This window comes from Mesorhizobium sp. P2_D6 (genome assembly GCF_056404315.1).
In genome coordinates this window covers 111,556-129,697 of sequence record NZ_JBFUEG010000007.1, presented here as the reverse complement: position 1 = coordinate 129,697, position 18,142 = coordinate 111,556, and the positions used below count along the sequence as shown (strand labels likewise).

Below are 18,142 nucleotides of genomic sequence, written 5' to 3'. Positions count from 1 at the left end.
TAGAACGGTGTTGCTGCAAGCTCGCGAAGTCGGTGGCACCTCCCTGCTGCATCATCCCAACGATTCATTATTCCTCGACGACGTCGATACCCGAAAAAGAATTGCGACGCTCGGAGACCCACAACGAGCCGCTTCCGGCAAGTTTGGTTACTTTCCTAAGCAAGACCGTCTCATACGGTGGGTATCCACACGCTTTAACAGATGCTAATATTCTTGGTTACTCGGAAACGTCGCAATGTCCAAGATTTGCTTGTTGTGCGCGTGCCTTCTTTTCCTGGCAGGCTTGTCAACACCGGCATCGTCTGAGGTCGAAGTCGGCCAGCACAGCCACAGATATGCACTTGTTATCGGCAACTCTGCCTACCGCTATGCGCCATCGCTCACCAACGGGGTGAATGACGCGAATGCGATCGCTCGAGTTTTGGAGGAGATGGGTTTTGAGGTTACCCTTGGGCTGGATGCTGACGCGTCAACGTTTAGGCAGCTCATCGGAAAATTCAGGCGAAACTTGCAGCCGGGTGACGTCTCCCTTTTCTACTATGCAGGACACGGGCTCCAAGCGAACGGAGAAAACTACCTATTGCCTGTTGATGCCGCCCTTCAACGTCCGGCGGACTTGGCTCTAGAGGCGGAGCGCTTGCAAGATATTATTTCAGCCATGACGGCCGAGGAAAATACCGCCATCGTCCTTCTCGATGCCTGTCGGGACAATCCTTTCGTCAAGCAACTAAGTGGACAGAGTCAGAGTCGCGGTCTTGCAATAGGAAAGGGGCTGGGAGCGTTGGATGCTGGCAGGGGAGTCTTTATCGGCTTTGCAACGCAGCCCGGCAATGTCGCTCTCGATGGAGCCGCCAATCATAGCCCTTTTGCAGACTCTCTCGTGAAGCGCATAAAGACTCCTTCAATCGACATTGAAATTCTTATGCGTCGTGTCCGGTTGGACGTCATGAACGCGACTTCTGGGAGGCAGGTCCCCTGGAGCAACTCGTCCTTGGTGGAGCCGGGGTTCTCATTCAACCCAGATGCCGCATCGAACCACTCTCCATCAGAACTCCATCAGCCAGACATCAATACTGAGACAGAACTCGAATTTTGGAAATCGATCAAGGATACATCCGATGTCTCGATGTATCGTGCTTATCTGGCGGCATTTCCGAATGGTGCATTCATCCAAATTGCCAAGAGCCGAATTGCCAAGCTCGAGGCGCCCGCGCCGCCACGCAAGAAAATCCTGCCAAAGAAAGTCAGTCGTAAGCCGCAAGCCTCGCCGCCTATCAACGAGCCTTCTGCCAATCGTTCAGCGGAAACGACCGCACCTGCCAAACCGGAAGCCGTTGGACGATGCAGGGACGGCAACAAGGAGAAATGTCGCCAAAACTGCCGAGAAGGCAGGAGGCGTGCCTGTCGTAAGCTGCAGCAGCTTGGGGGTTAACAACGCGGATGACTCCCTTGCGTAGCGACTTCGGGCGCGTCGCGGCGGGCGTGGTTGACTCGAGATCCGACGACACGATGCGAGGGCATGCCGCCGCCAGATTATCGGCTCGCCAGCACCATGCGGTTGCCTTCGCTGTCGCGGAACTCGGCGACGGTCCGGCCCGGCTGCCACGGCGCTTCCTTCGGCTCGGTGATGATTTCCACGCCGCGCGCCTTCAGCGCGGCGACCGTTTCCTCGACATTGTCGTCGACCAGAACCATTACGGGTTCAGCGCCAGGCGCGTCATCGGCGCGCCTGATGAAATGCAAATTGGTGACGGCGAAGGGGAACGCCAGTTCGATCCAGCGCCAGCCACTGTCGCCCATCGGCTGGTCGGCTATGAGCTGGCAAGCAAGGTGTTCGGTGTAGAAGGCCTTGGCGCGGTCCTGGTGGAACACCGGCAACTCGGCAAACTGGATGTGCATGATTGGGTCTCTCCTGTTCCTGCGGGCGGCCGCGCAGCCGTCCACGCGGGAAAGACGATCCGCGCGGTCAAAAAGATTCGCGGCGGCGGAGAATCTTTTCGACATCGCGAAACGTCTTCTCCGTGCAGACTGGAAAAACAGGAGACGACAATGGGCTACAATCTCATCCGTTACGGCGTGAAGGATGAAAGCATCGCGCAGAACCGTATGCTGGTTGCAAAGGTGTTCGAGGCGCTCGACGAAACCAAGCCGCAATCCTTGCGCTACCTCGTCCTGGAGCTGGAGAATGGCGAGTTCGTCCATCTTGTCAGCCAGGACGGCGACGGCCTGACCGGGCTCGCCGCCTTCAACGCTTTCAGCGCCGATCATGCCGGGCGACGCTCGACGCCGCTTGCCAGATCGCCGGTAAAGATCGTCGGCAATTATCGTATGCTGGCCGGCGAGGTCGTGCCGGCTTGACGGCAAAGGCTCGCTCTTGGGAATGGACAGGATGAACACGGCAAAACTCGACCGCGTGGCCCTGGAGGCGATGCTCGGCGAATTGCGGCCGAAGCTGCACCGCTATTGCGCCCGCATGGCCGGCTCGGTGATCGATGGCGAGGACATCGTCCAGGAGACCCTGATCAAGGCGCTGCAGGCCATTGACGGCGACGCCTCTGTCGAGCGTCCCGAGCAATGGCTGTTCCGCATCGCCCACAATGCCGCGCAGGATCATCTGCGCCGGCGCCAGCGGGAGCAGGCGCGCATGAGCGAGACCGACATGACGACGATCGAAGACCCCTCCGCAAGCGCCGATGCCAGGCTCGCCACCGCTGCCAGCCTGCGCAGCTTCATGCAGCTTGCGACGGCGCGGCGCAGCGCCGTGATCCTGGTCGACGTGCTTGGCCTCAGCCTGCACGAAACCTGCGAGGTCTCCGGCGCGACGCTGGCGGCGACCAAGGCGGCGCTGCATCGCGGCCGCGCACAGTTGCGGCTGCTGGCGGCGCAGGACGAACAGACGCCCGCCCCAAAACTCGACGCCGACGACGAGCTGCGCCTGCGCCGCTATGTCGACCTGTTCAACGCGCGTGACTTCGACGCCGTGCGCGCTTTGATCGCCGAGGATATCCAGCTTGAAGTCGTCAACCGCACCCGGATGCGCGGCAAGGCGCAGGTTTCCAACTATTTCGGCAATTACGACCGCGTCAGCGACTGGGCGCTGTCGCTGGGCTTCGTCGACGGCAGGCCGGCGATCCTGATCCGCAACCCGCAAGCGGGAGATGACGCCGTGCGCGGCTTCATGCTGGTCGACTGGCAGGACGGAAAGGTCAGCCATATCCGAGATTTCCGCTATGCGCCCTATTGCCTCGCCGACGCGGACATCCGCTTCATTGACGAGTGAGTGCCACCGGTGAGCGCAGGCCTCGCCGCCTCAGGCGAAGCTTTGCAAATTGGCGTCCTGCAGTTTGGAGCCGGCAAGCAGGGCCTCGAGCACCTGCTTCTTGAGCGACAGGCACTGCGAACGGGCAAGCTTTGCGATGGCGGAAACTTCGGCCACCTCGCAGGCAAGCACCAGCTCCTTTTGCTGGCCGATGATCACTTGCGTGAAGTCGCGTGACTTGAAGCCGAGATGGAGAACGCGCTCCGATTGGTCGAGGATCTGGTCGAGCAGGCGCGCCAGCCGCAGATTGCCCGAGAGCTCGGCCAGCGCAAGGCGAAAGGCGCGGTCGGCGGCGAGGAAGGCGACATGGCTGCGCAGCGTCTCAGGCTTCAGCACCTTTTGCGCCGCCAGCCTGATGTCGTCGAGCCCGCGCTCGGTGATGTTGGCGGCCGCCACCCGGAACACTTCCGGCTCGATCAGGCCGCGGACATCGAAAATCTCGTTGACGTCGCGCAGGCTGAGCGGTGCGATGACGTAGCCGCGCCTGGGCTCGCTTTTGATCAGCCCTTCCTGCGTCAGCCGGGCAAGGGCCGAGCGGATCGTCGCCTTCCTGATCTGGTAGCGATCGCCGATCTGCTTTTCGGTCAGGCTTTCGCCGGGGCGCAGCACGCAGGCGACGATGTCGCTCTTCAGCTGCTCGTAGGCCTCCTCGCTGCGCAATATGTCGGCGGTCGAGGGTGACGCGGCTGCGGATTTCGGGGCGATCATGTCAGGTCTTCCTGGGCAGTTGACGCTGGTTCCGGCATTCGCTAGCCTGAGCATCTCAGTTATGTGTATTAAGCTTCTTAATAGGGATCGCTGACAATGCCTCTTGCCGCCAACTCGTCTCTCTACGCCGTAACCGCCGATATCGTCAACGCAGCCAAAGGTCCTGATGCCTTCGATCGGGTCAAGGCGGTGTTGCGCGAGCACACCGATCGTTTTCACGCCTCAGGCGTGCTTGCCCACGAGGAGGAAGACGATGAGGTGCTGCTGCATGCCAGCCCGAATTTGACGATCTACCACATCACGTTGTCGCCCGGCTTGCAGTATCCCGCGCACAACCATCTGATGGATGCGCTGATCGGCATCTACAAGGGCAGCGAGACCAACTTCATCTATCCCGTCGATGGCAGCGAGATCGATACACCGGAACGGCAGGACATCGCGGCACCTACCGTGGTGCACATGGCCCCTGATACTGTGCATGCGGTCGCCAACACCGGCAGCGCCCGCTCCGGCGCGCTGCATGTCTATCTTGGCAATCTGACGGAGACCCAACGCCATATGTGGAGCCCGGATAGCACCCAAGCCGAACCGTTCGACAATGAGCGGTATCTGGCTGGGGCTCGGCCGATTGGGCAGACCGGCACCTGAAGCTCTTGAGCGACGAGTCGGCTCGTTGCCGGATAAGCGATCCAGCACCTAATCAGCTGTTTTTCCCAGCGTATCGGCAACCACCGCGCCACGCTCTCCCATCGGCAAAGCGGGACCCGTGGTCGAGTCGATTGCCGTCTGATGTTCCATCTCGGCATTGATTGCGGCGCCCGCGATGAGGATGATGACTGAAATCCATGTCCACATCATCAAGCCAACGACAGCGCCCAGCGATCCGTAGGTGGCGTTGTAGTTGGCAAAATGCTGCAGGTAGAACGAGAACAGCCACGATGCGGCGATCCAAACGGCGGTAGCAATCAAGGCACCCCAGCTCAGCCATCGCCACTTCGCATGTTCGCGGCTCGGCCCGAAACGGTAGAGCAGGGAAATGCCTGTAAGCATGAAGCCTGTCAGGATCGGCCAGCGAGACACCGCAACAAGGGTCTCTGTCCAGGCGTCGAGGTAGAAGAAGCGCAACAAGGCCGGGACAACGCCAACCGTCAGCAACAGCACGATGCCGATCACCAGGGCTCCCATCGTGAACAGGATCGACATTAGATTGAGCGTGATGAAGCTGCGCTTCTCGCTTTCCTCATAGGCGATGTTCATTGCATCGAAGAGCGCCTTCATTCCGCTGTTGGCGCTCCACAGCGCGATCGCAAGGCCGACGAAGAAACCTGTTCCGAGCGCTCCCGGTTTCTGACTGGCCAAAGCCTGCAACTGTGCGCGAATGAGATCCAATCCCTCCGACGGCAGCAATCCGCCGAGATAGGCGACATGGTCCGCGACTGTCACAGGATCGGCGACAAAGCCGTAGATCGAGATGAAGGCCGCCAACGCCGGAAACAGCGCGAGCAGCAGATAGAAGGTGGCGCCGGCCGCGACCAGCAGAACCCGGTCCTTGTTGAACTCTTCCCAGAGCCGCCAGACGATATCCCTCCAGCCGAGTGCAGGAATCTGTGACGGCCAGGCCGCATCGCGACCACGGTCCCCATCCTCTGCCCTTATGGCGGCCTTGCTGGTTTCCGACGTGGCCAACGCACGATTGGCCGCTTCGGTATCGATCAACGAGGACTTGGTGTCCATCGCTCAACAGCCCCGCATTGCCAAAGTTGCGTCGCCTTAGAGGGACACCTTGGCGACCTTGCCCTTGTATTCCTCTTTCGGATCGAACCCGAGCAGCATTTTTATGCCTGCCGTCAAGCTTGAGCCGTCGAGCCAGATCTCAGCTTCCTGCGGGTCGAACCTAAGCAGTGCCAGCCTCGGATCGTCTTTCCCGCCTTCAAACCAGGCAGCGACAAAACGATTCCAAAGCCGATCGATGACCACTGGGTTGTTGTCCAGAAAAAGCTTCCCCTGCACTGTGGCGAACAGGTCGTGACCCTTCGATGTGAAGGTAGCTGTCGCACCGCTGCCATCTTTCAGGCCCTCGACAAGCTCGGTATCGGTCGCCGTGAAAAACCAGATGGGTCCGTTTTGATTCTCAATTTGAGCGGTCATCGGACGCGGGATGACCTTCGATCCATCAAGGCCGATCATCATCGTCATGTCGGATTTCAACGATTTCCAGAACTTGGCTTCGAGTTCGGCGGGGGTGGGCATCTGAACCTCCTTTCAGATGGCGAAAGAAAGCAAAACGGCAGCCGGCTGCATCTGTTCCAATTCATTGAAAGATCTTGCTTGGGGTTCCGCCAGCCAAAGGCCGGTGCAGCGTTGCGCCAGTGCCGCGATGTAAACCACCCCTGCCACGCGCGGATCAGCCCCGGCGTGCGTGATGAGCGTGCCGCCATCGGAATGTCCGACCAGGATCGCAGGGCTGCCGACCCCGCCAAGGCAGCTTTTCACGGCGGCGACATCGCCGGCGAACGAATCGAGACCGTGCGATGGTCGCCAACGTCCTGAAGACCTGAGCGGAACACTCAGTCGGTGCGACGATTGCGGTGGAAAAACCAGCCAAAGTAGAGGCAGATCAGGAACAGCGCAAAATGGATCGTCCCGCGCACGCCACTGAGTTCGGGGGACTGAATGGCGTTTGTCCACATCAGCGGGATCGGAATCTTCGCTAGATAAAAGTAGAACTGCATGCCGCTGCTGACGAAGAACGCGCCGGCCAGAAATTTTCGATACTCGCGGAATCGCACCGCCGCATAGATCGTCGGCAAACCGACGATGACGATCCCAGCCACAAGATAGGGAAGCATAACCGGCTCCGGGGCCAGGCCCTTGTCATCCATCATCCTTAAAGGCATTATATTCGAGATATGCCGAATATGTCAAACAATCGCCCTGCCAAACAACGCTTCATCGAGGATGCGGCCAGGTTGCTGATCCCCTGGGGCGTGCCCCAGACAGCGGCGCGCCTCTACGGCTACCTGCTGCTTTGCGCCGAGCCGGTCAGCCTCGACCGCATCACGGCAGACCTCGAGATCAGCAAAAGCAGCGCAAGCGTCGCGGCGCGGTTGCTGGAAGCCTACAGGCTCGCCCAGCGCCACGGCGAGCGCGGAAGCAAGCGCGCTCTGTACGCGGTGTCCGACAATTACGAGGGCATGCTGACCGAACAAAACCGCTTGCTCGACGCGCTCGCCGATCTGCTGAAGAACAGTACGGACGCCGTCGCGTCGGGAGCAGCGCGTGATCGCCTCGACGAAATGGCGGCGTTCTACCTGGCGATACGCCAAGCGATGGAGACAGCGCTGGGGCAGTGGCGCGCGAAGAAGCCGCGATCCCGATCGACGTGATCGGTCGGCATTCCAGTCCGGAGACAAATTCGCCGAAGGAGCTAGCACCATGGAACAGACCAAGACGCCCCGGGAGCCGCCCGCGATGTCGCGCGGTACAGGCATTGCCTATGCGATCGGCCTGCCGCTGGGGCTGCTGGGATTGATCTTCGTGCCGGCCGGCACGATTGCCTGGTGGCCCGGATGGGTGTTCCTTGCCGTTCTGATTTCGGCGTTCGGCGTCTCGGCGCTGGTGATCGCGCGGATCAATCCGATCATCTTCCGCGCGCGCAGTCGGTTTCAGCAGGGCACGAAAGCCTGGGACAAGGCGCTGCTCGCGGTCATTCTGCCGGCGATGGTGGCAATCCTGCCGGTGGCGGCGCTCGACGCCGGGCGCTTTCATTGGTCGGCCGTTCCCGTCTGGGCGCTGCTTTCGGGCTACATCGCCGTGCTGGCGGGCGTCGCGGTGACCGGATGGGCACAAGCGGTCAATCCGTATTTCGAGCCGGGCGTCCGCATTCAGTCCGAACGGCATCAGCGCGTGATCGACGGTGGCCCATACCGTTTCGTGCGCCACCCCGGCTATATCGCCGCACTGGTTCTGTTCTTCGGCATGGCGCTTGCGCTGGGTTCGTTCTGGGCCCTGGTGCCCGCGGCGCTGGCGTCGTCGGTGCTCGTCTTGCGCACCGCATGGGAAGACCGGCTGCTGCGGGCCGAACTTCCCGGATATGACGATTATTCCCGTCGCGTGCGGCACAGATTGGTCCCCGGCTTCTGGTGAGGGCGGGAATCCGATAGGAGTTACAGTCGCGAGCCTGATGGTGTCTTCATAGCGCTCTGATGCCGTAGACACTCGCAAAGCGGACGTGAAAAGGTAGGTGCACCCCAGCCTATAATTTGGATGGCCAACTTAAGGGCCAAGTCGTCATCAAATGCTCTCCGGGCTGTACATATCGAATGGAAACGTGATCCTAAATACCCCGTAATCAGGACCTGCGTTCTTCGCTTTCACCAGAGTTGCAATAGTCTCTGATGCAAAACGCTCTATGGGGTGTGACAGGATTAGCGAAATCGTACCGTCTATCAAAGCAGCCCGCGTATCTTCAAAGAGTTCATAGCCTACGGTAACGAAGTCTTCCCGTTTTGGAGTAGCCCTGAGTGCGGCTATCGCACCTGTAACACCGCCCCCTGAGATGAATAGTCCGCACATATCCGGATGGTCTGTCAGGAGCTTTTCGACATGTTCACGGGCAACCACGGCTGACTCGTAAGTTGGCAACGGTTCGAGCAGCGTGAATCCCGAATTATGTTCACGAAAGTAAGAACGAAACCCGCTTTCGTTCATTTCCTGGTTTCGCAATCGGTGGCTGCCCACAAGAATGCCTATTTTCCCCGGCTGTCTCACCATGCGGTCAAACGCCCAGGCAGCGGTGCGCCCTACTTTCCAATTATCGAGCCCCACAAAGCTGATGCCTCCCTTGGCCGTGAGGGGGCCGATAAGTGAAACGACCGGCACGCCGCTTTCAAGAACTGCGTCAATCGCGTCAGCAACGGCAGGATGCTGCGGCGCTACAATCGCAAGTGCTTCGCACCGCCCGCCGAGCGACTGGATATGTGCCGCCACTTTCTCCGGCGTGAGGTCTTCCATGTACTCGACTGTCAGATCGATATTGCAGGCAGGATAAGCTTCCGCGGCTTGCGCAATTGAATCGCCGAGTAGGCGATAGAAGCGTCTCTCCCGTCGCTGCAGCAAAACCCCGACACGGTGGATCACCGCTTGTGCCTTCGCCGCCTGCTTGATGGTGCCAAGTCCGTAGAAGCCGATTTCCTCAGCGGCTGCCAATACGCGGGTGCGCGTATTGCTCCGGACCGATTCAGGCTCGGACAGTACTCGATTGACCGTTGAGACGGATACACCTGCAGCTTTTGCCAAGTCTGGAATCGTTGGTCTCTTCATGTCAAAAATTCCATTACTCTGGTTTCGGCATCTCAAAAAAGATCATCCGTACAAATTTTTGAAATGATTTGAGACGAAGTTCTGAGGCGATCATAATCCAGATTGACCCGAAAGATGTCAACGTAGCATTCATTACGCGTTGACGGTGCTCAGCGATCTAGGAGCCGTCAGCGCTTTGGGGGAGGCCCAGCGCACAATTTGGACGAGGAGGCTCAACGTCGTTGTGTTGAGATCGCGGACCTGCGCGTGCCTACCGGCATCGGCCGCACGGCCAAAAAAGGCAAAAAAGTATGTCGAGCCGCAACCATGCGGCTTTAACGTGAGGAGGAATTCGACATGTCGTTCACCAAGAAAATCGCTACCGCAGCCATGGCATTCATGCTGGCATCCAGCGCTCATGCGGGTGACACGGATATCGCCGTCATCGTGGGTTCGGCCCAAGATGGCTTCTGGAACATGGTCAAGAAGGGCGTCGATGATGCTTCGCTGATGGTCAAGGCTAATGGCGGCACCGTCAATTTCATGCAGACCCAAAACTATGACAACTTCGGCCCGGACCTCGCTTCGCTAATCGAACAGGCTGTAGCCCAGGGCGCTAAAGGTATTGCTATCCCGAACTGGCTGCCAGAATCCGAAACCCCTGCCCTCAAGGCTGCGCGGGACAAGGGGGTGGTGATCATCTCCTTCAACGCTGGCCAGAGTGAGATGGATAATTACGGATCGCTAAACTATTTCGGGTCGGACGAATATCTGGCAGGTGTTGAGGGTGGCAAGTATCTCGCTTCTCATGGTGCAAAGAAAATCCTCTGCCACATCCAGAACCCAGGTGCCGTAAATCTCGAGACCCGCTGCAAGGGCGTTCAAGACGGTGCGAAGAAGGCTGGCGCAGACACCTTCATCCTCCGTGTTCCTGCTAACCTTGACCAGGACATGAATGGTACCTCTGAAGCAATCAAATCCGAGCTGATCGCGGATCCGTCCATTGACGCCGTCATCACGCTCGCTGCATGGGCTGCAGATGCTGCCGCTAGCTCCATCGATCAGCAGAGCAAGACCGGCAAGATTGAGCTTGGCACCTTTGATATGTCGGCCTCGGTTCTGGATCGCATTTCAAAGGGCACCCAGACCTTCGCAATCGACCAGCAGCCTTATCTGCAGGGGTTCCTCGCAACCTCCATGCTGTTTGCAAACCTGAAGTTCGGCACTGCGATTGCGACGAAGCCGGTTCTGACTGGTCCCGCGATTGTCGACAAGACCAATGTTGCTTCGGCAATCGAAGGCGTCAAACTCGGCGCACGTTGAGGCTGGCCCGAGGCTGAGACCTGGCCGCTAACCTGGCCGGGTCTCATCCATGCTCCCTCTATGCAACTTCGTCTGCGGCAACTGAGGATTTTGCTTCCATGACCGCCACAAACCTAAGCACCAACACCGTTGAAACACCAGCCATCGAGAGTGAATCGGCCGTTTCATCCATCAAGGCCTTTTTTCGCACCCCTGCCGCTGGTGCTTTCATGGGTTTCGTGGCTGTATTCATCCTTTTTGCGATGTTCGGATATAGCCGCAACTTTTTGTCCGTGGCTGGTGTAACTACGTGGGTGAACTTCGCGTCACTCATAGGAATGATTGCAATTCCGGTCGGGTTCCTGATGATTGCCGGTGAACTCGATATTTCAACCGGTGCGGTACTTCCCGCCTCCACGATGACAGTTGCTATTGTCTGCGAGCACTATCAGATGCCTGTGCTTGTCGGCGTAGCTGCAGCGCTTGCCATCGGTGCACTGATCGGCTTCATCAATGGATACATCGTAACCCACACGCGCGTGCCGTCGTTCATCGTGACGTTGGCGACGCTCTTTGCAGTGGCAGGCCTCACGCTCTACCTGTCGATCTTCTTCATCAACAACACCAATTCCTTCTATCATGCGCCAGATTGGGCTAAATCGCTCTTCGGCGGGAAGGTGTATGGCTTCAATTCTTCCGTCTTCTGGTGGGGTGGGCTTGTCGCAGCATTCGTCTTCTTTCTTCATTACTCTCCCAGGGGAAGCTGGGTCTTTGCTCTTGGTGGAGACCAAGAAAGCGCGAGAAACGCAGGTATTCCTGTAACCACGATGAAGATTGCACTCTTCATGCTGTGTTCCATGTCGGCGACCTTTGCTGGCGTCCTTCAGGTGATGACATTCAGCTCCGCAACGTCTCAGGCCAATTTTGGCCTAATCTTCAACACCATTATCGCCGTGGTCGTAGGTGGCGTTCTCCTCACGGGTGGTTTTGGTACTGTAATGGGCATTGTCTTCGGGGTGCTCACCCTTTCCATTGTTACCCAAGCTATTGGTTTCACAGAGATCGACAGAAACCTGTCTTTCCTAATTATCGGTGTCATGCTTTTGATCGCTGTCCTGCTCAACGACACGTTTCGTCATTTGGCCACCAGCTGGTCGACGTTCAAGAAGAAATAGGGAGAGCGGCAATGTCCGACAAGAAACCCGTTCTCGAGTTTCGAAACGTCGACAAATCGTTCGGCCATATTGATGTTCTGAACGATATCAACCTCAAGGTCGGTGAAGGTGAAGTGCTCTGCCTGCTTGGCGACAACGGCGCGGGTAAATCGACGCTCATCAAAACGCTGTCTGGTGTCTATCAGCCGACGCGTGGCGAAATTCTGATGGACGGTCAGCCCGCACTGTTCTCCAGTCCCCGTGAGGCTCAGGAACGCGGGATAGCTACGGTTCACCAATTCGGTGGGACATATCCATTGATGTCCATAGGACGTAACTTTTTCATGGGTTCGGAGCCGACAAAGGGTTGGGGACCGTTCAAATATTTCGACCGCAAAACCGCTGCCCGAGTGGCAGTTGCAGAGATTCAGAAAATGGGGATCACACGCATCACCGACGGTAATCGTTTGGTCGGTGGCCTTTCCGGAGGGGAACGCCAGTCGCTCGCGATTGCCCGTGCTGTCTATTTCGGAGCCCGTGTTCTCATCCTTGACGAGCCGACGGCAGCCCTCGGCGTCAAGCAGGCTGCTCACGTACTGCGTATCGTCAATGAAGCTAAGCGTCGTGGCCTGGCGGTCATTTTCATCACCCATCAGGTGATGCATGCCATGGCAGTGGGCGATCACTTCACAGTGCTCATTCGGGGTGCAATTGCAGCTGACTTCCGCAAGGGGGAAAAGACACGCGAGCAGATCGCTGATCTGATGGCCGGTGGTGAATCCATGGCGAGTCTCGAAGCCTCTATTGAAGGCTATATGGAGACCCATGACGGTCTTCCGCCACCCCCCGCTCACTGAGTGAATATGGGCATAGCCGCCGGGTAGCGGAATTTGTTGAATGGAAAGCGGTTGGGCTTTGGCCAACCGAACGCAAGGAGTTTGTCCAATGGTGCGTGTAGCAGTCATTGGTGCAGGGCTGATGGGCGCTGACCACGCCAGGATCGTCGTGGAGGAAATGCCGGGGGCGAGCCTTCAGGTGGTCTGCGACATGGATGAAGTCCGCGCACGCAAGGTGGCCGATGCCCATGGTGCGGCAGACGTTGCAAGTAATCCGGAAGCCGTGATTGCCCGTGCCGATGTGGATGCGGTGATCGTCGCGAGCCCGGACTTCACGCATGCGCCGCTGTCACTCGCCTGCATCAGCGCGGGCAAGAAGGTGCTCTGCGAAAAGCCCCTATCGCAGTCCTCGGCCGAATGCCTCTCGATCATGCAGGCCGAACAGGAAGTTGGTCAAAAGTTCGTCCAGCTCGGCTTCATGCGGCGCTACGACCAGTCCTATGTCGAGATGAAAGAGGCAATTGAAAATGGCACGCTTGGCCGAGTCCTGATGATGCACAACTTCCACCGCAATGTGGAAACGCCAGCCTCCGACTTCACCGGTGCCATGGCAATCACCAATTCCGCCCCGCATGAGTTCGACGTCGTGCGCCATGTCCTTGGCACCGAATATGCCTGGATCTCTGCCTTCCAGCCGAAGCGCTCTGATCGACGCGTCGCGCCCGTCTTGATGGTCCTCGAAACCGTCGATGGCCAGCTCGTCAACATCGAGATCAACAACAACGCTGCGTACGGCTACGACGTTCGTGCCGAACTCGTGGGCGAGCAGGCGAGCATTTCCATGAGCCATGTCGCTTATACCCATCTCGAACGCTCGCTTGGCGTCCACACCGGCTACGATGCCGATTGGCGGACCCGCTATTTCGATGCCTATCGCCGCCAGAACCGCGCCTTCCTACGCTTCGTCGACACAGACGTGTTTCCCGACATCGCATCGAGCTGCTGGGATGGCTATGCCGCAGCCGTTACCGCCGAGGCAGGCGTAACGGCACTCGCTTCCGGGCAAAAGCACCGCGTCACTATGATTTCCAAGCCGGAGTTCTACGCATGAAACTGGGTTTCGTATCCGACAGCCTCGGCGGCATGCCGCTCGAAGACCTTCTCGACAATGCTGTCCGTATGGGCGTCTCCGGTATAGAGGTCAACACCTGCGGCTGGTCGACCGCACCGCATTTCGATCTCAGGTCCATGGTAGGTAACATGGCCGCGCAGAAGGACTTCCTTAGGGGCTTTTCAGATCGTGGGCTTGAGGTGATCAGCCTCAATGCCAATGGCAATCCGCTTCACCCGACCGATCCGGCTCAGGGCGAAGGTCTGAAGAACACCATCCGGGTCGCAGGCGAGATGGGTATCAAGACGGTCTGCACCATGTCTGGCCTGCCTGCGGGCAATCCGTCCGATACCATGCCAAACTGGGTCGTCTCTTCCTGGCCGCCGGAAACGCAGGCGATCCTCAAATACCAGTGGGCAGAAAAACTCTTCCCGTTCTGGACCGAGATCGTGGCGCTGGCAAATGAATGCGGTGTGGAAAAGATTGCGCTCGAACTGCATGGCAACCAGTGCGTCTACAACGTGCCGTCGCTCCTGAAACTCCGTCAAGAAGTCGGCCCTATCGTTGGCGCGAACCTGGATCCCTCGCACCTCTTCTGGATGGGAGCCGATCCGCTGATAGCAGCCGAGGCATTGGGGGAGGCCGTCTATCACGTCCATGCCAAGGACACATTCCTGAACGCGCCCAAACAGGCAGTGACCGGCCTTCTCGAAAACGGCAACCTGACCGACATTCCAGCCCGCTCCTGGTCATACATCACACTCGGCTTCGGCCACAGTGAGCAGTGGTGGCGACAGTTTTGCTATCGCTTGAAGATGGCTGGCTACGACGGCTGGCTTTCCATCGAGCATGAGGACGTGCTTCTCAACTCACTTGAGGGCCTCGAAAAATCCGTGGCCCTTCTCAAGGGTGTCATGCCGGTTGCACCGGCCGATTTCAAACTTCAGGAAATCTAAGATGAGCTTCCAACTTGCCGCTTGCGCCGAAATGCTCTGGCGCGACAAACCAATCGAATGGCGGGCAAGCCGCCTGAAAGAAATGGGCTTCGGCGTCGGCCTTTGGAACTGGCCCGCCTGGAATCTTGATGCGCTTGAAAAAACCGGTGCCACCTTCACCATCATGAATGGCTATCTCGAGGGCCGGCTGACCGATGCGGATGGCTGCGAAATGCTTCTGGCGTCTGCCAGGGAAACGGCAAAGATCGGCAAGCGACTCGGCGTCCACCGCCTCAATCTGCATGGCACAGGGCTTGGCGACATGGGCATTCCGATCCCGAAGATCGGTGCCTTCGCGCCGGGCAAGGAACAGCGGGCTCGCGATACACTGAACCGCGTCTGCGATCTGGCTGAGGCGCAAGGTCAGGTTTTCACCTTCGAAAACCTAAACCCCATCGATCACCCTGGTTGCCCGTTCGGCTCTACCTCTGATGTGCTTGCGCTCGTTTCTGCCGTCAACCGTCCGCAACTGCGCATCAATCTCGATCTCTACCATACCCAGATCGGCGAGGGTGATCTTATCCGCTGGTGCGAGGCCTGCCTGCCCTGGATTGGTGAGGTTCAGGTAGCTGACAATCCCGGCCGGTGCGAGCCAGGCACGGGCGAAGTGAATTGGCACGGCGTTGCAAAAGCCCTGAAAGCGATGGGCTATGCGGGCCCCGTTGGTATGGAAGCCTTTGCCTCCGGCGATCCGGAAGCTGCGCTTGAAGCCTTCCGCACCTCTTTCACTGTCTGAACGTCATTTCCCCAAGAGGATCATCCATGTCATCCACCATTCTGAATGTCGGCCTCTTGGGCGCAGGCCGTATCGCGGGCGTCCATGCCACCGCCATTTCCACCAACCCCGGTAGCCGCCTCGTAGCCGTCGCCGACATCAATCCCGCCGCTGCCGAAAAGCTCGCGGCCCAATATCGTGCCGACGTCCGCGCGACCGACGCGATCCTCAGCGATCCCGCCATCGATGCCGTGCTGATTGCCACCTCCACCGATACCCATTCCGACTTGATCGAGCGGGCGACGGCAGCGGGCAAGGCAGTGCTTTGTGAAAAGCCTGTCGACCTCAGCCTTGCAAGGGCACAGGCTTGTCAGAAGGTGGCCGCCGCTGCCGGCAAGCCGGTGATGATCGGCTTCAACCGCCGTTTCGATCCCAACTTTGCGGCTCTCAAGGCAGCAGCCGACCGTGGTGAAATCGGCAAGACGGAACTGCTCTCGATCACCTCTTTCGACCCCGCGCCGCCGCCGATCGCCTATATCAAGGTTTCGGGTGGTCTTTTCCGCGACATGATGATTCATGATTTCGACATGGCTAATTTCATTATGGGGACAGCGCCGGTCTCCGTCTCGGCGGTGGGTACATCGATTGTCGATTCGGAAATTGGCGCGGCCGGCGACGTCGATACCGCCGTCGTGACCCTTGCCTATGCGGATGGCCGGATCGCCGTGATCAAGAACAGCCGCCGAGCCGTCTATGGTTATGACCAGCGGCTGGAGCTTCTCGGCTCCGAAGGGCTGCTACAGGCGCAGAACATGTTGGAAAACACCTTGGTCAAGTCCACGACTTCCGGTGTCACGGGCGCAAAGCCCACCTATTTCTTCCTCGAACGCTACATGCCCGCCTATGCGGCGGAATGGGCAGCATTTGTCAACGCTGTGAAGACAGGCTCGGCTCTGCCGGTCAACCTTGATGATGGTGTCGCAGCACTCGCCATGGCGGAAGCTGCAACCCAGTCTGCAAAGAACGGATTCCCCGTGAAATTGGCAGAGGTTCTTGGCTGACCGTTCGGAGAAGCAAAATCCTCCTCCTGTCCGATCTAGCGGCCCCCGAGCTTCGGATCGAGCCGCCGCATACTACTGATTTGCCGGAGGATGGTGCACGCGAAGAACTTGATCAACGAGCTGCTGCAACTACAGGTACCGGCCGCAGGATATCAGCTTCAACGATGGTGCGGACGCCTCCGAGAGAGTACATGGCGCAGGCCTGTGGTTCCATCCAGGCAAAGTTCAGGGGTTAGATGTCAACCTCCGACGGCCCTTCCCAATAAGTCATAGCCGAACAAGCACCCGAAGTACGATCATGAGCACGGACAAAACCATTCGAAAACTGACCACCATCGCCGAGCTAAAGGATATGATTGTAGCAACCAGGCTTAGCCTCCCAGAGCAACAGGAGCGCGTCGCACGCACGGCTCTCGCCCATCCGGAAATTGTAGCATTCGGCACCGCGCAATCGCTTGCGGACCGATGCGGAGTGTCGCCCTCAACCGTGGTCAGAGTGGCCACGGCTCTCGGGTTCGATAACTTCAGGGAGTTCCGACAGGTTTTCCGTCAGCACATCCGGGAGATTTCGATACGAGCCGCGGACACCCTATGCTGACAGGAAAGCCGCAATAACCGCCAGATCCATCTCGCGACATTTGCTGAAAGTGGGCACCAGTTCATATCTGCGGTTCGTGGTTTTTGCTGAGCGCTTTCACGGGCCATGCTGGTGGCGGCGTCGGACGCAGCTATGGACGAATGCGCCGGAGCGACGGCGTCATGGATCGCGGCATCTCGCTGGAACGGCTGCAGGCTGAGATCGATCGAGTGACCTACCATGAACTGGTGTTGCCGCGCTGGAAAAGCCACTCGCGACATTTGTACCAAATAGTCATGAGTCGATCACTTAAGCCATTTGTCGGGATCTGCCACGAGCGCCGTAGCGGTTGGGGTAGCGTCCTCGACCGACTTGTTGATGATCCGGTGAATAGCCTCGCTCCCCCGCGTTTTGGCGACTTCATCGCGAGACAAACGATCGAGTGACGAGACGAGCGCACGATATGCCCTGATGTCGCCGTCTGTCATCCCGAGTCCGTCTGCCGCAAGGTGGCCAGTCTCGAAGTCGAGGCCGAGGCCTTCAGCCGCAGGGCTTCGTCGTTCTTCATCAGCCTGGCGGTATGTGCAGCAGCCAGCGCTTCTATCGTGACCGGCGCGATTTCAGTTGGTGGCCCGTCCGTGAGAGACTTCCGGGCAAGGTCGACGAGACGGTGGGCCTCTTCGATCAGGGGAAGTGCGGCCCGAACCTGGTTGCCCGCCGCTGTACGTACTTCATGCGCGTCATTTTACGCTCCGTCAGTAGCACGCGCCAGTAGCAAACGTGCAGACCAGATGGCAGTAAAATCAACGCATTAAGCGATTTCAAGCACTTGCTTGAGGAGTGGCGCGCCCGAAGAGATTCGAACTCCTGACCCCCAGATTCGTAGTCTGGTGCTCTATCCAGCTGAGCTACGGGCGCGCAACAGGCCATGCTTTGCATAGCCCCGCGATCCGGTCCTGGCGACCGGCCGCGACGAGACGTGTTCCCTAACGACTGAATTTCCGAAAAGCAAGCCGATCCGGCAAAAGTTTTGTCGCAGGCGCTTTCGACGGTGCAGATCAAG

Annotated in this window: 22 protein-coding genes and 1 tRNA gene; 15 read left to right on the top strand and 8 right to left on the bottom strand. The window is 58.6% G+C overall.

Annotated features, from left to right (window positions below; translation table 11 throughout):
- Positions 1-235 precede the first annotated feature (235 nt).
- Positions 236-1,432 carry a caspase family protein gene (locus AC1D1L_RS16910; protein ID WP_477342670.1) on the top strand — a complete coding sequence of 399 codons (1,197 nt, stop codon included), beginning with the start codon at positions 236-238 and terminating at the stop codon, positions 1,430-1,432.
- 101 nt (positions 1,433-1,533) lie between these two features.
- Here the strand turns inward: AC1D1L_RS16910 and AC1D1L_RS16905 are convergent, their stop codons facing one another.
- The gene (locus AC1D1L_RS16905) at positions 1,534-1,899 is read right to left on the bottom strand and encodes a VOC family protein (RefSeq protein WP_477342669.1); all 366 of its coding nucleotides are present in this window, start codon (positions 1,897-1,899) and stop codon (positions 1,534-1,536) included.
- A 150-nt stretch (positions 1,900-2,049) separates the two neighbouring features.
- Between AC1D1L_RS16905 and AC1D1L_RS16900 the strand changes: the two genes are divergently transcribed.
- Both AC1D1L_RS16900 and AC1D1L_RS16895 read left to right on the top strand, forming a co-directional pair.
- Positions 2,050-2,358, top strand: a complete 309-nt coding sequence (locus tag AC1D1L_RS16900; protein WP_477342668.1) for a hypothetical protein — start codon at positions 2,050-2,052, stop codon at positions 2,356-2,358.
- A gap of 31 nt (positions 2,359-2,389) precedes the next feature.
- Positions 2,390-3,280 (top strand): sigma-70 family RNA polymerase sigma factor, encoded by an 891-nt coding sequence (locus AC1D1L_RS16895; protein WP_477342667.1) that lies wholly within the window; start codon positions 2,390-2,392, stop codon positions 3,278-3,280.
- Positions 3,281-3,310: 30 nt separating this feature from the next.
- Here the strand turns inward: AC1D1L_RS16895 and AC1D1L_RS16890 are convergent, their stop codons facing one another.
- Positions 3,311-4,027: a GntR family transcriptional regulator gene (locus AC1D1L_RS16890; RefSeq protein ID WP_112559859.1), complete on the bottom strand. Its 717-nt coding sequence runs from the start codon at positions 4,025-4,027 to the stop codon at positions 3,311-3,313.
- Between the two features lie 96 nt (positions 4,028-4,123).
- Between AC1D1L_RS16890 and AC1D1L_RS16885 the strand changes: the two genes are divergently transcribed.
- On the top strand, positions 4,124-4,675 hold the full coding sequence (locus tag AC1D1L_RS16885) for an autotransporter (protein WP_477342666.1): 552 nt from the start codon (positions 4,124-4,126) through the stop codon (positions 4,673-4,675).
- A gap of 48 nt (positions 4,676-4,723) precedes the next feature.
- Here AC1D1L_RS16885 and AC1D1L_RS16880 read toward each other — a convergent pair whose 3' ends face one another.
- The 4 genes from AC1D1L_RS16880 to AC1D1L_RS16865 are packed head-to-tail and all read right to left on the bottom strand — an operon-like array spanning position 4,724 to position 6,909.
- On the bottom strand, positions 4,724-5,761 hold the full coding sequence (locus AC1D1L_RS16880) for a YihY/virulence factor BrkB family protein (RefSeq protein ID WP_477342665.1): 1,038 nt from the start codon (positions 5,759-5,761) through the stop codon (positions 4,724-4,726).
- A 36-nt stretch (positions 5,762-5,797) separates the two neighbouring features.
- On the bottom strand, positions 5,798-6,277 hold the full coding sequence (locus AC1D1L_RS16875) for a pyridoxamine 5'-phosphate oxidase family protein (RefSeq protein ID WP_477342664.1): 480 nt from the start codon (positions 6,275-6,277) through the stop codon (positions 5,798-5,800).
- A 12-nt stretch (positions 6,278-6,289) separates the two neighbouring features.
- Positions 6,290-6,598, bottom strand: a complete 309-nt coding sequence (locus AC1D1L_RS16870) for an alpha/beta fold hydrolase (protein ID WP_477342831.1) — start codon at positions 6,596-6,598, stop codon at positions 6,290-6,292.
- Complete coding sequence (locus AC1D1L_RS16865; protein WP_477342663.1) at positions 6,595-6,909, bottom strand: hypothetical protein; 315 nt, start codon at positions 6,907-6,909, stop codon at positions 6,595-6,597. Before AC1D1L_RS16865 ends, AC1D1L_RS16870 begins: the two co-directional genes overlap by 4 nt.
- 36 nt (positions 6,910-6,945) lie before the next feature.
- Between AC1D1L_RS16865 and AC1D1L_RS16860 the strand changes: the two genes are divergently transcribed.
- Together AC1D1L_RS16860 and AC1D1L_RS16855 are read left to right on the top strand one after the other, a co-directional pair.
- The gene (locus AC1D1L_RS16860; RefSeq protein ID WP_477342662.1) at positions 6,946-7,413 is read left to right on the top strand and encodes a GbsR/MarR family transcriptional regulator; all 468 of its coding nucleotides are present in this window, start codon (positions 6,946-6,948) and stop codon (positions 7,411-7,413) included.
- 49 nt (positions 7,414-7,462) lie between these two features.
- Positions 7,463-8,173: a methyltransferase family protein gene (locus AC1D1L_RS16855; protein WP_477342661.1), complete on the top strand. Its 711-nt coding sequence runs from the start codon at positions 7,463-7,465 to the stop codon at positions 8,171-8,173.
- 147 nt (positions 8,174-8,320) lie between these two features.
- Here AC1D1L_RS16855 and AC1D1L_RS16850 read toward each other — a convergent pair whose 3' ends face one another.
- Entirely contained in the window at positions 8,321-9,349 is a 1,029-nt protein-coding gene (locus AC1D1L_RS16850; protein ID WP_477342660.1) for a LacI family DNA-binding transcriptional regulator, read from the bottom strand.
- 336 nt (positions 9,350-9,685) lie between these two features.
- On the opposite strand from AC1D1L_RS16850, the gene AC1D1L_RS16845 reads away from it, so the two are divergent.
- From AC1D1L_RS16845 to AC1D1L_RS16805, 9 genes are all read left to right on the top strand, one after another.
- Positions 9,686-10,651, top strand: coding sequence for a substrate-binding domain-containing protein (locus AC1D1L_RS16845; protein WP_352582832.1), 966 nt, complete (start codon positions 9,686-9,688; stop codon positions 10,649-10,651).
- Positions 10,652-10,749: 98 nt separating this feature from the next.
- Positions 10,750-11,805 carry an ABC transporter permease gene (locus tag AC1D1L_RS16840; protein WP_477342659.1) on the top strand — a complete coding sequence of 352 codons (1,056 nt, stop codon included), beginning with the start codon at positions 10,750-10,752 and terminating at the stop codon, positions 11,803-11,805.
- A gap of 11 nt (positions 11,806-11,816) precedes the next feature.
- Positions 11,817-12,641 (top strand): ATP-binding cassette domain-containing protein, encoded by an 825-nt coding sequence (locus AC1D1L_RS16835; protein ID WP_352582836.1) that lies wholly within the window; start codon positions 11,817-11,819, stop codon positions 12,639-12,641.
- Between the two features lie 88 nt (positions 12,642-12,729).
- A complete protein-coding gene (locus tag AC1D1L_RS16830) occupies positions 12,730-13,731 on the top strand; it encodes a Gfo/Idh/MocA family oxidoreductase (protein ID WP_477342658.1) in 1,002 nt (333 codons plus the stop codon).
- Positions 13,728-14,687 carry a sugar phosphate isomerase/epimerase family protein gene (locus AC1D1L_RS16825; protein WP_477342657.1) on the top strand — a complete coding sequence of 320 codons (960 nt, stop codon included), beginning with the start codon at positions 13,728-13,730 and terminating at the stop codon, positions 14,685-14,687. Before AC1D1L_RS16830 ends, AC1D1L_RS16825 begins: the two co-directional genes overlap by 4 nt.
- Before the next feature lies 1 nt (position 14,688).
- Positions 14,689-15,462, top strand: a complete 774-nt coding sequence (locus AC1D1L_RS16820) for a TIM barrel protein (RefSeq protein WP_477342830.1) — start codon at positions 14,689-14,691, stop codon at positions 15,460-15,462.
- A 38-nt stretch (positions 15,463-15,500) separates the two neighbouring features.
- Positions 15,501-16,502 (top strand): inositol 2-dehydrogenase, encoded by a 1,002-nt coding sequence (iolG, locus tag AC1D1L_RS16815; protein WP_477342829.1) that lies wholly within the window; start codon positions 15,501-15,503, stop codon positions 16,500-16,502.
- Between the two features lie 298 nt (positions 16,503-16,800).
- Positions 16,801-17,100: a MurR/RpiR family transcriptional regulator gene (locus AC1D1L_RS16810; RefSeq protein ID WP_477342656.1), complete on the top strand. Its 300-nt coding sequence runs from the start codon at positions 16,801-16,803 to the stop codon at positions 17,098-17,100.
- A 161-nt stretch (positions 17,101-17,261) separates the two neighbouring features.
- Entirely contained in the window at positions 17,262-17,525 is a 264-nt protein-coding gene (locus AC1D1L_RS16805; RefSeq protein ID WP_477342655.1) for a hypothetical protein, read from the top strand.
- A 395-nt stretch (positions 17,526-17,920) separates the two neighbouring features.
- On the opposite strand, the gene AC1D1L_RS16800 is transcribed toward AC1D1L_RS16805, so the two are convergent.
- Positions 17,921-17,997, bottom strand: a tRNA-Arg gene (locus AC1D1L_RS16800).
- Positions 17,998-18,142: the final 145 nt, after the last annotated feature.